This window comes from Gaetbulibacter sp. M240 (assembly GCF_043876815.1).
Classification (GTDB): domain Bacteria; phylum Bacteroidota; class Bacteroidia; order Flavobacteriales; family Flavobacteriaceae; genus Gaetbulibacter_A.
Genome location: NZ_JBAWKA010000002.1, coordinates 826076 through 843440, shown reverse-complemented (window position 1 = coordinate 843440; position 17365 = coordinate 826076). Strand labels below are relative to the sequence as shown.

At 36.8% G+C, this 17365-nt stretch carries 15 protein-coding genes; 5 read left to right on the top strand and 10 right to left on the bottom strand.

Features of this window, described 5'->3' with window-relative positions:
• The 4 genes from V8G61_RS09270 to V8G61_RS09255 form a co-directional block, all read left to right on the top strand.
• A partial coding sequence (locus V8G61_RS09270; protein WP_394875290.1) for a gliding motility-associated C-terminal domain-containing protein occupies positions 1-2984 on the top strand: 2984 nt, incomplete at its 5' end.
• An 8-nt stretch (positions 2985-2992) separates the two neighbouring features.
• Positions 2993-3913: a type IX secretion system membrane protein PorP/SprF gene (locus V8G61_RS09265; protein WP_394875289.1), complete on the top strand. Its 921-nt coding sequence runs from the start codon at positions 2993-2995 to the stop codon at positions 3911-3913.
• Positions 3914-3924: 11 nt separating this feature from the next.
• On the top strand, positions 3925-5847 hold the full coding sequence (locus tag V8G61_RS09260; protein ID WP_394875287.1) for an OmpA family protein: 1923 nt from the start codon (positions 3925-3927) through the stop codon (positions 5845-5847).
• Between the two features lie 24 nt (positions 5848-5871).
• Complete coding sequence (locus V8G61_RS09255) at positions 5872-7821, top strand: OmpA family protein (RefSeq protein ID WP_394875286.1); 1950 nt, start codon at positions 5872-5874, stop codon at positions 7819-7821.
• A 120-nt stretch (positions 7822-7941) separates the two neighbouring features.
• On the opposite strand, the gene V8G61_RS09250 is transcribed toward V8G61_RS09255, so the two are convergent.
• The 3 genes from V8G61_RS09250 to pdxH form a co-directional block, all read right to left on the bottom strand.
• Complete coding sequence (locus tag V8G61_RS09250) at positions 7942-8085, bottom strand: DUF5679 domain-containing protein (RefSeq protein WP_394875285.1); 144 nt, start codon at positions 8083-8085, stop codon at positions 7942-7944.
• 325 nt (positions 8086-8410) lie between these two features.
• Positions 8411-8902: a CAP domain-containing protein gene (locus V8G61_RS09245; protein WP_394875284.1), complete on the bottom strand. Its 492-nt coding sequence runs from the start codon at positions 8900-8902 to the stop codon at positions 8411-8413.
• A 153-nt stretch (positions 8903-9055) separates the two neighbouring features.
• Positions 9056-9703 carry a pyridoxamine 5'-phosphate oxidase gene (gene pdxH / locus V8G61_RS09240; RefSeq protein WP_394875283.1) on the bottom strand — a complete coding sequence of 216 codons (648 nt, stop codon included), beginning with the start codon at positions 9701-9703 and terminating at the stop codon, positions 9056-9058.
• Positions 9704-9801: 98 nt separating this feature from the next.
• On the opposite strand from pdxH, the gene V8G61_RS09235 reads away from it, so the two are divergent.
• Positions 9802-10215, top strand: a complete 414-nt coding sequence (locus tag V8G61_RS09235; RefSeq protein WP_394875282.1) for a hypothetical protein — start codon at positions 9802-9804, stop codon at positions 10213-10215.
• Here V8G61_RS09235 and V8G61_RS09230 read toward each other — a convergent pair.
• The 7 genes from V8G61_RS09230 to porQ all read right to left on the bottom strand — a co-directional run bounded on the left by V8G61_RS09230 (position 10208) and on the right by porQ (position 17330).
• The gene (locus tag V8G61_RS09230; RefSeq protein ID WP_394875281.1) at positions 10208-11116 is read right to left on the bottom strand and encodes a ribonuclease Z; all 909 of its coding nucleotides are present in this window, start codon (positions 11114-11116) and stop codon (positions 10208-10210) included. The two genes, V8G61_RS09235 and V8G61_RS09230, sit on opposite strands and share 8 nt — an antisense overlap.
• Before the next feature lie 39 nt (positions 11117-11155).
• Positions 11156-11488, bottom strand: a complete 333-nt coding sequence (locus tag V8G61_RS09225; RefSeq protein WP_394875280.1) for a ribonuclease Z — start codon at positions 11486-11488, stop codon at positions 11156-11158.
• Between the two features lie 6 nt (positions 11489-11494).
• Positions 11495-12421, bottom strand: coding sequence for an aspartate carbamoyltransferase catalytic subunit (locus tag V8G61_RS09220; protein ID WP_394875279.1), 927 nt, complete (start codon positions 12419-12421; stop codon positions 11495-11497).
• 10 nt (positions 12422-12431) lie between these two features.
• Positions 12432-12971, bottom strand: a complete 540-nt coding sequence (gene pyrR / locus V8G61_RS09215; RefSeq protein ID WP_394875278.1) for a bifunctional pyr operon transcriptional regulator/uracil phosphoribosyltransferase PyrR — start codon at positions 12969-12971, stop codon at positions 12432-12434.
• A gap of 501 nt (positions 12972-13472) precedes the next feature.
• A complete protein-coding gene (gene rpsA / locus V8G61_RS09210; protein ID WP_394875277.1) occupies positions 13473-15350 on the bottom strand; it encodes a 30S ribosomal protein S1 in 1878 nt (625 codons plus the stop codon).
• Between the two features lie 237 nt (positions 15351-15587).
• Positions 15588-16280 (bottom strand): (d)CMP kinase, encoded by a 693-nt coding sequence (gene cmk / locus V8G61_RS09205; protein WP_394875276.1) that lies wholly within the window; start codon positions 16278-16280, stop codon positions 15588-15590.
• Positions 16281-16310: 30 nt separating this feature from the next.
• The gene (gene porQ, locus V8G61_RS09200) at positions 16311-17330 is read right to left on the bottom strand and encodes a type IX secretion system protein PorQ (protein WP_394875275.1); all 1020 of its coding nucleotides are present in this window, start codon (positions 17328-17330) and stop codon (positions 16311-16313) included.
• Positions 17331-17365 lie beyond the last annotated feature (35 nt).

Sequence of the window (17365 nt, the reverse complement as noted above, 5' to 3'; positions counted from 1 at the left end):
TATCAGATGTATCAGATGGTAACACCTGTCCTGAGATCATCACAAGAACATACAACATTGCTGATGATTGTGGTAACCAAACTTTAGTAACACAAACTATTACAGTAGATGATAATATTGCGCCTGCATTCACAGCACCTGCCGATGTTGAAATATATACCGATGCCTCATGTAACTATGATATCAGTGTAGCCAATACTGGTGATGTAACCGATGAAGCCGATAACTGTTCTACAGGTATTGAAGCCACCTATACAGATAGCGATCCTGTGGCTGGCCCATGTGAAGGCACTTTTGTAATTACCAGAACCTGGTCACTAGTAGATAACTGTGGTAATGCCGCTGAGAATCAAACACAGACCATTACTGTCTCTGATGATACTGCGCCTATAATCGACAATACGAACACAAATAATATTGAAATTGAATGTGGTATTGGTGATACACAAACTGAATTAGAAGCATGGTTGAACTCCAATGCCGGAGCAATTGCCAGTGACAACTGTAGCACAGTGACCTGGACAAATGATTATGGTTCAGATACTTCTGTGCAATGTGATAATGGAGCCATTACCGTAACATTTACTGCAACGGATGTTTGTGGAAACTCTTCTACAACTACGGCTACCTATCTTATCAAAGATACAACAGCACCAATTGTTGAGACTACTGCAGGAGCTTTTGATGCAACATTAGAATGTAGTGATACTGATGGTATTGCCGCTGCTCTAGCTCAAGCACCAACTGCAACTGACGATTGTTCAACAGTAACTATGAATTTAGTTAGTGATGATACCACTGTAGATCCAAATTGTCCTAATGCATATGTTCAAGTTCGCGTTTGGAACTTTACAGATGCTTGTGGAAATATTTCTGATGACTTTACACAAACCATCACAGTTCAAGATACGACAGCCCCTATGTTCGTTGAAGCCTTACCAGCTGATGCTACCGTGGAATGTGATGCTGTACCTACTGCTGAAACACTTACCGCTACCGATAATTGTGGGGTAGCTATAGTAACTTATGAAGAAGTAAGAACCGATGGTGATTGTCCATCTAGCTATACCCTAGCCAGAACTTGGACAGCAACAGACGAATGTGGTCTAACAACCGTACATACTCAAACCATTACGGTTCAAGATACTACTGCTCCTGTGTTTGTAGAAACCTTACCGGCTGATGCTACCGTGGAATGTGATGCTGTACCTACTGCTGATACACTTACCGCTACTGATAATTGTGGCGCGGCTATAGTAACTTATGAAGAAGTAAGAACCGATGGATCTTGTCCTTCTAGCTATACCTTAGCTAGAACATGGACTGCTACAGATGAATGCGGACTAACAACTGTACATACTCAAACCATTACCGTTCAAGATATTACAGCGCCTGCTTTTGTAGAAACCTTACCGGCTGATGCTATCGTGGAATGTGATGCAGTACCAACTGCTGAAACACTTACCGCTACCGATAACTGTGGTGCTGCTATAGTAACTTATGAAGAAGTGAGAACCGATGGTGATTGTCCGTCTAGCTATAGCTTAGCTAGAACTTGGACTGCTACAGACGAATGTGGTCTAACGACTGTACATACTCAAACCATAACTGTTCAAGACACTACTGCTCCAGTTTTTGTAGAAACACTTCCAAACACCAATATTATGGTAGAGTGTGATGCTGTGCCTATAGCTGAAACACTTACCGCTACGGATAATTGTGGTGCAGCTACAGTAACTTTCGAAGAAGTGAGAACTGATGGAAGTTGTGCTAATGATTATACTTTAACGAGAACATGGACCGCTACAGATGAATGTGGTATAACAACGGTATTCGTTCAGAATATTATGGTTCAAGACACAACAGCTCCTGTGTTCGTTGAAGCATTACCAAGTGATATTACCGTGGAATGTGATGCTATACCAGAACCCGAGACTTTAACAGCGACGGATAATTGTGGAACAGCTAACGTAACAGTTCAAGATGAAATAACCGATGGAGCTTGTTTAAACAGCTATATCATCACAAGAACTTATACAGCTGTAGATGAGTGTAATTTAATTACAACACATGTACAAACAATTACTGTCCAGGATACAACAGCTCCTGAAGTAATAACACCTTTCGATCAAAACTTAAATGTAAGTTGTGCAGATATTACCGAAGTACCACAACTGGAATTTTCAGATAATTGTTCGACTGATGTAAACGTTGTTTTCAATGAAACAAGTACGCTTGATCCGAATTCAACCGATGATTACGTAATTACCAGAACATGGACAGCGACTGATTCCTGTGGAAATGAAGCAACTTTTACACAAGTTCTGAATGTTTCCCGAGATGAGATCATTACTGAAATTACGGCACAAGACAGATGTTTTGATGACGGTATTGTGAACCTAAATGATATATTAGATTCAGATATAAGCACTACTGGTATCTGGGAAATGCTTTCCGGAGATACGGCAGCTACCTTGAGCTCTAATGGCGTGTTTGATCCATCCGGTTTAGAAGTAAGTCAAACCTTCTTGCCAAGTGACGGTGGAATCGATTACTTGTTCCGATACACAACAACTGATGGAAGTTGTATTAACATAACTGAGATCACCATGAATATTAATGCAGATTGTGTTGTTTTACCATGTGGTGAGAATGATATTGAAATTTCCAAAGCTGTAACACCTAATGGAGACAACATAAACGATTACTTCTACATTTCTGGAATTGATTTATGTGGTTTTGAAGCTGAAGTTCAGATCTTCAACCGTTGGGGTGCTTTGATATTCAAATCAGATAATTACCCATTAATCAACGAATTTGAAAAAGGTATTGCACCTCCTTCAGGCAGTTGGGATGGAAGATCCCCTAAGAATTCGTTAGGAAATAACGGAAGAGTCCCCAATGGCACCTATTACTATATCATAACCCTAAAAAATAGTGGATTGAACCCATTTACAGGTCCGGTTTACTTAGGAACCAAATAATTTAACCTATGAAATGTATTAAGTTTAACATAATTGCTTTTGTATTGTTAATCGGAACTTTTGGCTTTGCACAACAATTGCCGCAGTTCACACAATACATGTACAATACTATTTCTATAAACCCTGCCTACGCAGGAAGTAGAGAAGCCTTAAGTATTATCGGCCTCCACAGAAGTCAATGGGTTGGGTTTAAAGGCGGCCCTATTACGCAAACCTTATCCATTCACTCCCCTACCAGAAACGATCGTGTAGGTGTTGGTTTATCTTTTATTGAAGATGATTTAGGCCCTGAAAATTTCACCTATTTATATGGGGATTTTTCATATGCGATTCCTGCCGGAGTTGATGGTAAAGTTGCTTTCGGAATTAAGGGTGGGTTTACCCAATACAGCCTGGATGATGATTTTAGAAATTACGAGAGCTTCGACCCTACTATTTACGGTATTGAAAATCGTTGGACGCCCAACGTTGGGTTGGGGGTTTACTGGAGTACAAATAGGGTTTATGCCGGATTATCCGTACCAAGAATCCTAAATTGGGATAGAAATACTGATAACGCATACCAAGCACTCGATCGCTTAAGTTATTATTTTACAGTAGGTGGTGTTTTGGATGTGACTGAAGATATTAAATTCAAACCAGCCTCTTTGCTTAAAGCTACTAATGGGGCACCAATATCTGTCGATTTAACAGCGAATTTTTTATTTTATGAAAAATTCTGGTTTGGTGCTTCTTACCGGATGAGTAATGAAACGGCAGCGATTGGTGGTATTGTAGATTTACAAGTTTCAAGACAATTACGTGTGGGATATGCCTATGAAAAACCAATATCTGATATTGCCGCATATACCTCAGGAACGCATGAAGTTTTGGTTATTTTCGAATTTAATTTTATAAATTCCAGACTTAGATCACCTCGATATTTTTAATAAACATATCCATGAAGTTTAAAAAATATATCCTCTTTAGTTTTATCCTCTTGGTGGGTTTTTCCGGGTTTTCCCAACAAGGAAGACAACGCCGGGCCGACACCCTCTTTAATAAATTTTCGTTTGTTAAAGCTGCCAAGGTATATCAGGAACTCGTTGAAAACAATTATAATAAAGATTATGCCTTACGGAAATTAGCCGATTGCTATACGTTTTTAAGGGATCCGCGAAATGCTTCCAGATATTACAAAACAGTTGTAGAGCAGGATTATGTGCCTATAGAGTATTACTATAAATACGCTCAGGCTTTACGGGGTATGAAAAAATATGATGAATCTGAAGCATGGCTTAAACGCTACAAAGATTCCGGAGGTGTTGTAAACACCAATGATTTCTCAAAGAATGCTAATTTTATAAGCTCCATTTTTACCGCAAAACAACAATATTTTTTAGATCGCGTCTATTTCAATTCAAAATTTAGCGATTTTGGAGCCTTTGAACAAAATGGCAAAGTATATTTTACCTCTTCAAGAGATGAAGGCCTTGGTATAAAACGTTTATACGGCTGGAACGAACAACCATTTCTGGATGTTTATGTTACTGACGCTAAATCCAAAAAAAATGTCGATTACACCAATAAGCTTCCGGGGGACGTAAACACGATGTATCATGATGGCCCAATTGCCATTACAAAGGATGGTAGAACCATGTATTTTTCCCGAAATAATTTCAACAAGGATATTGAGACCAAAGACAAAAAGGGGCTTACAAATATGAAAATTTACCGAGCTACTTTTGTTGACAGTGTTTGGACCAACATTGAGGATTTACCAATAAACGGAGCTAGTTTTTCAACGCAGCATCCGGCGCTTAATAACGATGATACCAGATTATATTTCGCCTCAGACCGAAAAGGATCTATTGGTGGATCAGATATTTGGTATTGTGATATTAATCCTGATGGCTCACTATCTAATGTTACGAATGTAGGACCTGTTGTAAACACTGAGAACGCTGAAGGATTTCCCTTTTTAAACAATGAGGGTGTACTTTTCTTCTCGTCCGACGGGCACGTTGGCCTCGGCTTACTCGATATTTACGCTACTATCAAGGGTGAAAATGAAGAGGAAATTGCCAGTATTATTAACCTAGGAACCCCTGTAAATTCTAGTTTGGATGATTTTTCATTTTTCATGAATCCAAATGGTATTACGGGCTACTTCGCATCAAATCGTAAAGGCGGGCGCGGTAGTGATGATATTTACGCTTATCACAGAGAACCTGAACTTCATGTGGAAGGGGTCGTAACTGATGCTATCAATACGAAACCAATTCCATTTGCCAGAATAACTCTTTTTAATGACAAGAACGAGCAGGTTGCCTATATGGAAACCGACGAAGAAGGTTTTTATCAAATTAATATTGATCGAAATCAGGATTACAAAATTGTGGCCAATCAAGACAAATATATTGATGATTACAGAACATTTACATCTAAAAATATTCAAACGGAATTAACCAGTATTACAGCTAATTTATTGCTTAATCCGAAACCAAACGTGGTTAAATTAGCGGAGCTTAACACCATTTATTTCGATTTTGATAAATTCAATATCCGTCCGGATGCTGCCTTGGAATTAGATAAAATAGTGGATTTAATGCTGAATGATTATCCTGAAATGGTAATCCGCATTGAATCATATACTGATCCTCGCGGTACCGATGAATACAATAAAAAATTATCAATTGACCGTGCTAATTCTACTTATGATTATTTAATTTCTAAGGGCATTGATCCCGATCGCATCACTTCGCACAAAGGTTTTGGTGAGCTCAAAAAATTAAAGGTAGATTGTGGTGATGATCAAAATTGTAAAGAAGAACAATATCAATTAAACCGTCGTACACAATTTATTGTGGAGAAAATGGAGTAAACAAACCTATTAAATACGTTTTTTGTGAAACATCCAAACACCAAAGCATTTCAGAGCTTTTTAAAAGTTCATCATAGCATCCTTTTAATCTTATTAGTGCTTTCAAGCCATACCGTATTCGCTCAACAAGGCACTCAAAAGAAAGCAGATCGATTATTCGATAAATATGCGTTTGCAGATGCCGCATTAACGTATAAAAAACTTATTGATAAAAACTACAATGCAGATTACAATACCAGGCAGCTGGCCGATTGCTATGCGTTTATGCGAAATCCTGATAGTGCTGTGGTATATTATCAAAAGGTTGTTGAACAAGAAAATTTTCCTATCGCTTATTATTATAATTATGCGCAAGCCTTAAGGGGCGTTGAAGACTTTAAGGGGTACAGAAAAAATATGCGTTTATTTAAAAAGGCAGGAGGGTTTCTAAATGATGAAAACCTACAAAATGACAAGGATTTTTTACAGATCATTTTTAATGCTAAGCAACGGTATTTTTTAGAACCCGTAAGCTTGAATTCTATATATAGTGATTTTGGAGCCATAGAAAATAATGGAAAAATTTATTTTACATCTTCACGCGATCGTGGAGCTGCTGTAAAACACACTTATGGTTGGAACAATGAACCTTTTTTGGATATTTATGCTGCTGATAGTATATCGGAGGTTTCAATAAACCATAAAAACAAAATCAAAGGTGATGTAAATACCTTATTCCACGAAGGGACTCTAACCATTTCCAAGGATGGAAAAACTATGTATTTCTCTAGAAATAATTTTAATGATCAGGTTTTAGGACAAGATGCCGAAGGAATTTCAAAATTAAAAATATACAAAGCTTCATTAGTCGATGGAAAATGGACTAATGTAACAGAATTACCATTCAATAGTAATCGTTATTCCACATCGCACCCGACTTTGAATGCCGACGAAACGAAATTATATTTTGCATCAGATAGACCGAGTAGTTATGGAGGAACGGATATTTTTTATGTGGATATTAATGCCAATAGAACTTATAGTAAACCCGTTAACCTAGGTCCCATTGTAAACACATCAAAAAATGAGCGTTTTCCGTTTATTAACAGTGAAGGTATTCTGTTTTTTGCCTCAGACGGTCATCCCGGTCTAGGATTGATGGATATATTTGGAACGGTTCAGGATAATAATAAAAAAATTACTGAAGTTTTCAATCTTGGTGTTCCGGTAAATTCAAGTAAAGATGATTTTTCATTTTTCATGAATCCTGATGGCCTCTCAGGTTATTTTGCCTCAAATAGAAATGGCGGAATTGGAGGAGACGACATCTATGCCTACAAAAGAGTTCCTCCCTTGAAACTGGAAGGGATTGTAACCGATGATTCTAACGCACCAATCGCTAATACCACAATCAAAATTTACGATTCAAAAGAGACTTTATTAGCTCAGGTTTTCTCAGATAGTGTTGGGAATTTTGAAATAAACATAGATCGCAATGCCGATTATAATGTATTGGCTGAGAAAGACACCTATGAAGCAGCCATGAAATTCGTTACTTCAAAGGATATTTCAGATACAGAAAAGATCATTTCAGTCGACTTTGTTCTCAACGAAGAAAAAATAGAATTACCATTTACTGAACTATACCCTATTTATTTTGACTTTAATAAATATAATATTCGAAAAGAGAGTACAAAAGAGCTAGATCGTATTGTCAACCTGTTGATGAATGTTTATCCGAACATGATTATAAAGATTGAATCCCATACAGATTCGAGAGGATCTGCTAATTACAATCAAAGGCTATCGATAGAGCGCGCACAGGCTACTTACGACTACCTTATTAGTAAAGGTGTACTATCGGATCGAATATCCAGTTATAAAGGTTTTGGCGAATCTCAATTAGTTAATGATTGTGACGGAACGAAACAATGTACAGAGAAACAACATCAGTTGAATAGACGCACACAATTTATTATCCTAAAAATGGATTAAATAAGAACAAAACAAAAACGCTTTCTAAAATTAGAAAGCGTTTTTGTTTGTTGTAATGAATTGCAGTACGATAATTGCAAAAAAAAACAGGGAAGTCATCCACTTCCCTTTAAAATATTTTTAAGCTTTACCAAGAATTCTAAACATTCCTGTTCCACAAGATGGACAAACGCCTTTCATAGCTTTTCTACCATTTTTCATAGTAACTTCAGCAGCGTTCTTGATTTCTTTCTTGTCTTTACATTTTACACAATATCCTTCCATAGTATAATTATTAGTTGATTAAAGTTAATTCTTTAAAGGTATATTATTATTTGAAGGATTACAAATAAAAATTAAATGCATTTGGCGTAATATTAAATTTTAACTTTTTAAGAAATTTTTCATAAAGCATAAATAACTAATAAATAGAGGTTTAAAAATTTATCCTAAAAAACGGTAATAAAAAAAATCCCCCCAAATAAATGAGAGGATTTCATACCTAAAGCTAAATTCAATAACAATTAAGTTATCAATAATAACCTGAAAAAGGTCATTCCTCAATGACAATCCTCAAGTTATGTCGTTATACTTTTCTTAAAAAAGTATCTTATTTCTTTATAAACATATTGGTATAATACCACTTTCCTTCACTATTTTGTTCTGCCGAAATTTCAAAGTAATTAAAATCTCCTTCAATAGTAGCTCTGTGAGAATCGCTATTTATCCAAGCGTTCACTAATGATTCTGAAGACGTGTATCCATAAGCAACATTTTCTGATACTTTGATAGCACCGGCATTTTCCTTTAAATACGAGCTACGTTGATAAAAATTATCATGATTTACCTCGTCCAATTGAACCATGTATTCAGTATGCGTTTCTGCTACTGATTTAATTAAGGTCATACTTCCCAGAGTATTTAAGCCCTTGGATGTACGATAATCATTTATAAGTTTTAGTGTTTCGGCCTCTATAGGCTTTGTTTTAACTGTAGTTATTTTGAGGTTCAGGTCACTGGGTGCGGCTTCAGGACTATCAACAGAACACGAAACCACTGAAAAGGCCAGGACCACCGCAAGGGAGAATTTAATTAGCTTCATAAGTAGGTATTTTTTGGGCTTAACCAAATTTAGTATCTACTTATGTAAAAAAGAATTAATTCGACCTAAATTCGACAAAATGCAACTTTTTATCTGATTTTAATGCATTTCATCGATTAAAATAATCCTGTTTGTAAGTTTTATTCGATATAATTAAGGAGAGAGTCGATCAATCTTCCAATAAAAATCGTTATCCAATTTATATCGAATGCGATCGTGTAGACGATTGGGACGACCTTGCCAAAATTCAATTTCTATGGGTTTTACAATAAAACCACCCCAATAATCAGGACGTGGAACTTCTTTTCCTTTAAAGGTTTCTTCCAACCCTTTTAATTTATTTTCTAAATATTCGCGACTTTCAATTATTTCACTTTGCCGTGAAACCATAGCACCTAGTTGACTACCTCTAGGGCGCGTTTCAAAATAACCGTCACTTAAATTTTCAGCAATCTTTTCCGCCCTACCCTTAACAATAACCTGTCGCTCTGCTTTTTCCCAAAAAAAGGATAAACACACGTTAGGATTTGCTGCTATGGCCCTACCCTTTTCACTTTCATAATTAGTAAAAAAAACAAAGCCTTCATCGGTATACCGTTTTAATAAAACAACTCTGTTTTTAGGGAATCCATCTAAACCAAAGGTGGAAATGGTCATGGCATTAGTTTCTTCACCTTCAAAATGGGAGTCTACCTCATAAAACCATTTTTGAAATAATTCCAGAGGATTTTCAGGCACTTCATTAAGTTCTAAACTTCCTTTATCGTATGTTTTTCTATAATTACTTAAATCCTTTTCCATAAATCAATTTTTTCAAAATCTTTTTTAGGCTATAACACGTATTTATTTGCAGAAATGAGGTTTTACCTAAATTAGAATAACCTCTCAACAAAGTTACTATGAAATTTGAAGATTCAGAATTTTTTGAACATTTAAAACCGCATACCCTTAAAATGTCGTTTGGAACTTTCTATTTATGTGATCGTTTTTTTGTTTCTGAATTAAATGAAGGTATTCATTTTGAATGGGATAAAATTGAAGCTGTTATAAGTGAACTATTCAATTATTATGGCGAAGATGCCCGTTTGGGGTATATTCCAAACCGGGTAAATTCATATTCTGTAAATCCCAATTACTGGGCAAGAGTAGACGAAAAATATGAAATTATTGCCGCCAGTGCTATTGTATATTATAATTATTCAAATGCAATAAATGCTCAGATTGAAGAGCGTTTTTATAAAAAACCAATGAAGCTCTTTAACGATTTAGGGGAAGCCATTACCTGGATGCAAAGTCTGGAAGTTCTTAACTAAAGTTAAATACTTTTCCGTCTTTACTCAGTTTAACCGGCTTAAAAACCGTTTCTGCTTCTTTCTTGAAGATATCAATATCATCATAGCGCGTAGAGTAATGCCCAAGCAATAACATGCCCGCCTGCGCTTTTTTGGCAATTTCTGCTGCTTGTTTAGCTGTTGAATGCTTAGTTTTCTCCGCTAAATGCTTATGCTTATCCAAAAAAGTTGATTCGTGGTACAAAACATCCACATGCTCAATAACAGGAACTATAGCCTCTCTGTAAAGCGTATCACTACAAAAGGCATAGGATTTAGGTTTTTTAGGATCGCTGGTTACAGTGGCGTTTGGAATGATTTCACCAACTTCATTTTCAACATCAAAGCCTTGTTTTAATTTGTTAAAATAAGCTTTATCAATATTTGCGCGCTTTGCCGCACTCGCATTAAGTTTACGCTCTCCTGGTTTTTCCTTGAATAAATAACCGTTTGTATAAACTCGATGGTCCAACGGAATGGTATACACTTCTACCTTCTCATCTTCAAAAATAAGTTCAGATTCTTTAGAGGTTAATTCATGGAAAATTAGATTATAATTCGTCCACGAATCAGCTAATCGCATTTGCAAAGTCACCACCTCCTTAATGCCTTTCGGACCATAAATATGAAGATCTGTTTCGCGAGTTAGTAACCTGAAAGTAGATATTAATCCTACCAAGCCAAAAAAATGATCGCCATGAAGATGAGAAATAAAAATGTGCTTAATGCGATTAAATTTAATTTTATGTCTCCTTAGTTCTACCTGAGTTCCCTCGCCACAATCAATAAGAAACATGTGGTTGTTCATTTCCAAAACCTGAGACGTGGTATTATTTAAAGTCCTTGGTGTGGCACTGTAACATCCTAGAATGGTTAATTTCATATATGCAATATGGTTTTTTTTAGATTCTGTAAACTTATTTTAGAATCCTAAATCGCGTTCCATTTCCTCCATTTCTATAACATCAAAAGCCTCCTGAAGCGTTGGAACCACAATAATTTCATCGGGGACCATATTCAAATCCATTTTATCAGAGACGATAACAAAAGAATTTTTAGCCTTTCTATGCAAATTCGACAACTGCAAAAACTCCAAAATATCTTCTAATACTATAGGTCGTAAAGAGGTTAATGAAATAATGATGTTATTACCTTTAAATTTCGGATAAAGGGTTTCAATTTTTTTAACCAATTCAATAATCGTGGCTTTTTCCTGAGTGATAATGGAGATATTATCCTTTTGATCAATAATCATAATGAACTATTTAATTTTTGATGCTAGCAAATAAATTACAGCCATCCGCACTGCAACACCGTTCTGAACCTGATCGAGTATGATAGCCTGTTTGGAATCTGCGACATCACTGGTTATTTCTACACCACGGTTTATGGGACCGGGGTGCATAATTGTAATTTCCTTATCTAAGGATTCTAAAATTTCCTTAGTCACTCCAAATTGTTGGGTGTATTCCCGGGTTGTGGGAAAATAACTGATAGCCATACGCTCGTTTTGAACGCGAAGCATATTAGCTACATCACACCAATTCAAAGCTTTTCTTAAATTGGTCTCGACCTTTACTCCTAGTGTATCGATGTATTTTGGTAATAAAGTTTTCGGACCACAGACCATAACCTCGGCCCCTTGTAATTGTAATGCAAAAATATTGGACAGCGCTACTCGGCTATGCAAGATGTCGCCAACGATAACCACTTTTTTTCCAGCGACGCCACCCAAACGTTCCCTGATAGAATACGAATCTAATAAGGCTTGTGTAGGGTGTTCATGTGCTCCATCTCCTGCATTAATAATACTGGCTTTCACGTGATTAGATAAAAACACACCTGCTCCGGGATTGGGATGTCGCATGACGATCATATCCACCTTCATGGATAGAATATTATTTACGGTATCAATAAGGGTTTCGCCTTTTTTTACTGAGGATTGAGCCGACGAAAAATTAATAACATCAGCTGATAAACGTTTTTCAGCAAGTTCGAAGGATAGTTTGGTTCGGGTAGAATTTTCAAAAAATAAATTAGCTATGGTAATATCGCGTAAAGAAGGCACTTTTTTGATGGGACGGTTAATAACTTCTTTAAAATGATCGGCAGTTTCAAAGATCAGATCGATATCTTTTTTAGTTAGATATTTAATCCCAAGTAAGTGATTTACACTTAATTCACTCATGCTTTTATTTTTATTTTTCTATTAGATAAACCGTGTCTTCCTGATCGTTCTCCATCCAGTTTACCTTTACTTTTTCATCATTTATAACATCTACCTGACGTCCTTTATAATCGGGCTGAATCGGTAAATGCCTGCTAAATCGCCTATCTATTAAGGTTAAAAGTTCTATTTCTTTAGGCCGTCCGAATGATTGGATGGCTGTTAAAGCCGCGCGAATACTTCGCCCGGTATATAATACATCGTCAATAAAGACTACTTTTTTATCTTCAACCAGGAAGTTTATATTGGTTTTATTTGCTTCCAGAGTTTTATCACCACGACGAAAATCGTCTCGGTAAAAGGTAATATCAAGCTGACCTAAATGAATTTTGGATACTTTATAATCTTCTTTTAAAATTTTAGCTAAACGGTTGGCCAGATAAATACCTCTTGGTTGTAGGCCAATAAGAACCGTATTTGAAAAATCGTGATGCCGCTCGATAAGTTGACAAGCCAATCGATGTAGAATGATGTTTACCTCTTTTGCGTTAAGTAAAACTTTTTGACTCATAGACTTCCCAAACGTATTCGGCTTACAAAGGTAATGTAAAAATTTAGAAGTTTATACATCTTTGTTTGTGAAAGGTTAGTTTTGTTATTATACGAAGAAGTAAGACGTTGTAATTTTATGAAATAACGTAATTAGTTTAAAAGATTGCTTCGATGCACTCGCAATGACGCTTCCTATTTGTCATTCAGAGGGAACGCAGTGACTGAAGAATCTCGGCTTTATAATATAGATTCTTCGCTTTGCTCGCAATAATGGTTGAGATTCTTCGCATTCGCTCTGAATGACAAAACGCTTTGCTCTGAATGACATAACTCTTCAGTCATTACGGTAGCCGCGTTAGGGATTGAGGCTTTGTTGGAGCGCCTTGAAAAGCGCGACTGCCGAAAGCCCGACCCTCAGGGGAACGCCCAAATAAAGATTCCAGCCTTCGCTCGCAATGACTTAAATAAAAAAAGCCCTCAGTTTCCTGAAGGCTTTTTTGCTTATAACTTTAAAACGTTACTACTCGCTTTTCTTAGCTTTTGTCGTTTTTTTCGGTTTCGCCGCTTTACCATCCATTTTGTCTTTAAGCGCTTGTAAAGCATCATTAGCATCACCTAAAGTTGGTTTTGCTTCTGCTGCTGCAGCTTCAGCTTTCTTAACTGCTTGCTTAACGATCTTAGCTTCTTCTGCTCTGAAAACAGCAGTATGAGACGCTACGACACGCTTAAATTCTTTACTGAACTCGATGATCTTGAATTCGGCTTCTTCACCTTTTTTAAGTTTAGAACCGTCTTCTTTCTCTAAGTGACGCGTTGGCACAAATGCCGTGATATCATCATTGAATTGAACAGTTGCACCTTTGTCTACGATTTCAGAAATAGCCGCTTTATGTGTTGTATTTAAAGCGAATTCTTTTTCGTATTTATCCCAAGGGTTATCTGTGGTTTGTTTGTGACCTAAACTTAATTTACGTCCTTCAACATCCAATTCTAATACGATAACATCTAACTTATCACCTACTGCACAGAATTCTGATGGGTGCTTAATCTTCTTAGTCCATGATAAATCAGAGATATAGATCAATCCGTCGATACCTTCTTCTAATTCAACAAAAACTCCAAAGTTTGTAAAGTTTCTAACAATTCCTGTATGCTTCGATCCTAATGGATATTTCGATGTGATATCGGTCCATGGGTCTGGTGTTAATTGCTTGATACCTAGAGACATTTTACGATCTTCTCTATCTAAAGTTAAGATAACCGCTTCAACCTCATCTCCTACAGAAACGAAATCTTGTGCAGATCGTAAATGCGTAGACCATGACATTTCAGATACGTGAATTAATCCTTCAACACCATCAGCCACTTCAATAAATGCACCGTAATCAGCAATAACAACTACTTTTCCTTTTACTTTGTCTCCAACTTTTACGCTGTCGGCTAAAGCTTCCCAAGGATGTTTTGTTAATTGTTTTAAACCTAATTGGATTCTTGATTTATCTTCATCAAAATCTAAAATCACCACGTTAAGTTTTTGATCTAAATCAACGATCTCATTCGGATGATTGATTCTAGACCATGATAAATCAGTGATATGGACTAGTCCATCTACACCACCAAGGTCAATAAATACACCGTAAGAGGTGATGTTTTTTACAACACCTTCCAATACCTGACCTTTTTCTAACTGGCCAATGATCTCTTTTTTCTGTTCTTCAATATCGGCTTCAATAAGCGCTTTATGAGAAACAACTACGTTTTTGAATTCATGGTTGATTTTTACCACCTTGAATTCCATAGTTTTATTTACATACTGATCGTAATCACGGATTGGTTTCACATCAATTTGAGAACCTGGTAAGAAGGCTTCGATACCGAATACATCGACGATCATACCTCCTTTAGTTCTGCATTTTACAAAACCATTCACGATTTCACCGGTTTCGTGTGCTTTATTAACACGATCCCAAGCTTGGATTACTCTGGCTTTTCTATGAGAAAGCACTAATTGTCCAGTCGCATCTTCACGCACGTCAATTAATACCTCTACTTTATCACCAACTTTTAAATCTGGGTTGTAGCGGAATTCATTTAAGGAGATTACCCCTTCTGATTTCGCATTGATGTCGATAATAGCATCACGATCAGTGATGTGTATTACCGTTCCTTCAACAACCTCATCATCAAGTGTGTCTACAAAATTTTCTTCTACTAATTTTTCAAATTCTTTTAATTGCTTGTCGTCAACTTCATCAATACCTTCTTGGTAATTGTGCCAGTTGAATTCTTTTAAGAATTTTTCGGGGTTTTTTTGAGCTTCCGACGGTTGTGGAGCTTCAACAGTTGTAGCTTCGATCGTTACTTGATCTTCAGCTTGCTTTTCTTGGTTTTCAGCCATGTGCTGATTAAGATTTGTATTCTGTGCAGTTCAAGAATTTTCGCGATTAACACACAGAAGGGTTAAATTAAATTTTATCTCGTTCCTTTTTATTCTTGACTATTCGCTAAAAGGAGTGCAAAATTAAATATTTTAAACCAATAAACCTAATATGAAAGTGAATTTTAAACAATTGATTTTTAAGTGAATAAATTGCGTGAATTTTGTGACTGAATCTATACTAAAACAAATTCCGAATTATTTAGACTCCATGGCCTTTTTTACGAGGTTTAAAATGGTATCGAATTGTTCTTCCAAACTGAGGTCTGAATTATCAATTTCAATAGCATCTTCAGCTTTGATAAGAGGTGAATCTTTACGCGTTGTGTCGATATGATCACGCTCCTGTACGTTCTTTAAGACTTCCTCATAGCTTACATCATCACCGCGTTCTTTTAATTCATTATAACGACGCATCGCCCTAGTTTCGGCTGAGGCAGTCATAAATATTTTGAGATCAGCATTTGGAAAAACTACTGTTCCTATATCTCTGCCATCCATCACCACACCAGCATGCTCTCCCATGTGACGTTGATATTGCACCAGTTTTTTGCGCACTTCAGGCGTTGCTGCCACCTTACTTACCAAATTTGAAACCGCCATAGTACGGATGGCCTTTTCTACGTTTTTTCCATTCAGATACATTTCGGCAAAGCCTTTTTTGGGATTGAACTTAAAAAGCAGATCAATTTCGTTTAAGGCGCTGATAAGTCCTTTTTTATCAAAATGGTCTGATGAAATCAATTGGTTTTGAATAGCGTATAGCGTAACGGCCCGATACATAGCTCCAGAATCAACATACACATACCCCAAATAATTGGCAATTTGCTTGGCTACAGTACTTTTTCCGGTAGAAGAAAAGCCATCAATGGCTACAGTTATTTTTGTCATAATGATTCTGCTGATGCAAAAATAGGTATTCTATTGTAAATTCAACTGCAATCCGAAGAAGTTTGCATTCGCAGCGCTGGTGTATTTTGCATGGGTGTAGCTGAAGCGCAGGGTATTCATTTTAATGGAAAACCCGGCTGATAGTCCCGAAAAATTCCGCTGATCGATAATCTTTAATTCTTCACCTCTTCTGAAATTATACCCTAATCGTATGTTGAATGCTCCTTCAGGAAAGAGCTCCGCTCCTACTATGGTGTGCCTAATAACCTGACCCAAAAACCCAACTTTCTCCTGACTTTGGTTGCCTCCCAAATCACTGCTCACACGAGCCGGATTTGGATTCGCGATTGGCCAGTCTTGTAAATTTTCAAAGGTGACATGCCAGCGTATTGGCACGTGTTCTAATCGTTGTGACATTCCAAAAGCGATCTCAAAAGGCAAAGGTTCCCTCTGGCCGGCATAGGTTGTTATTTGCGTTCCGAAATTCCGCACTACTAAAGCGGCATTGAAATCAATATCTTCATTAATGTATAATAACCCGAGATCAGTAGCCATACCGAAGGAACTGTATTGTTCTAACTTGGAAGTAATTAGCTTTACATTGGCCCCTGCATAAAAATCTGAATAACCAAGTTGTAAAGCATAACCAAAGGATAAAGCCGTTTCACTACCCGAAAAGGTTCCTGTAGGATTTCCTTGTTCATCATAACCATCAAAACTCCCATAATTCACATAGCTTATTCCGGCGTGAAACGTTTGTGTGCGTCGGTCTACGGTGTAAGCATAAGCTGCATTACCGTAGCTAATACCACCTAAATAACTGGAATAGTTAAGCGCCAATTGATTGTCCATGTCCACATTAATGGTTGCAGGGTTAAAAAGCCCTTGTGTAACGTCGTAATCAACGTTTGTTAAAACTTTACCACCCAAAGCAGCCTGCCGAGGCGAAGCCACAAGATTAAGAAATTGATACGTAGCTTCACCCCCAACCTGCGCCAGAGCTAGCGTACTCAAAAGAAGACAAAGCCATGTGGTAATTTTTCCAAGCATAAGCTACAAAGAAAGTAAATCTATCTTAAAACGAA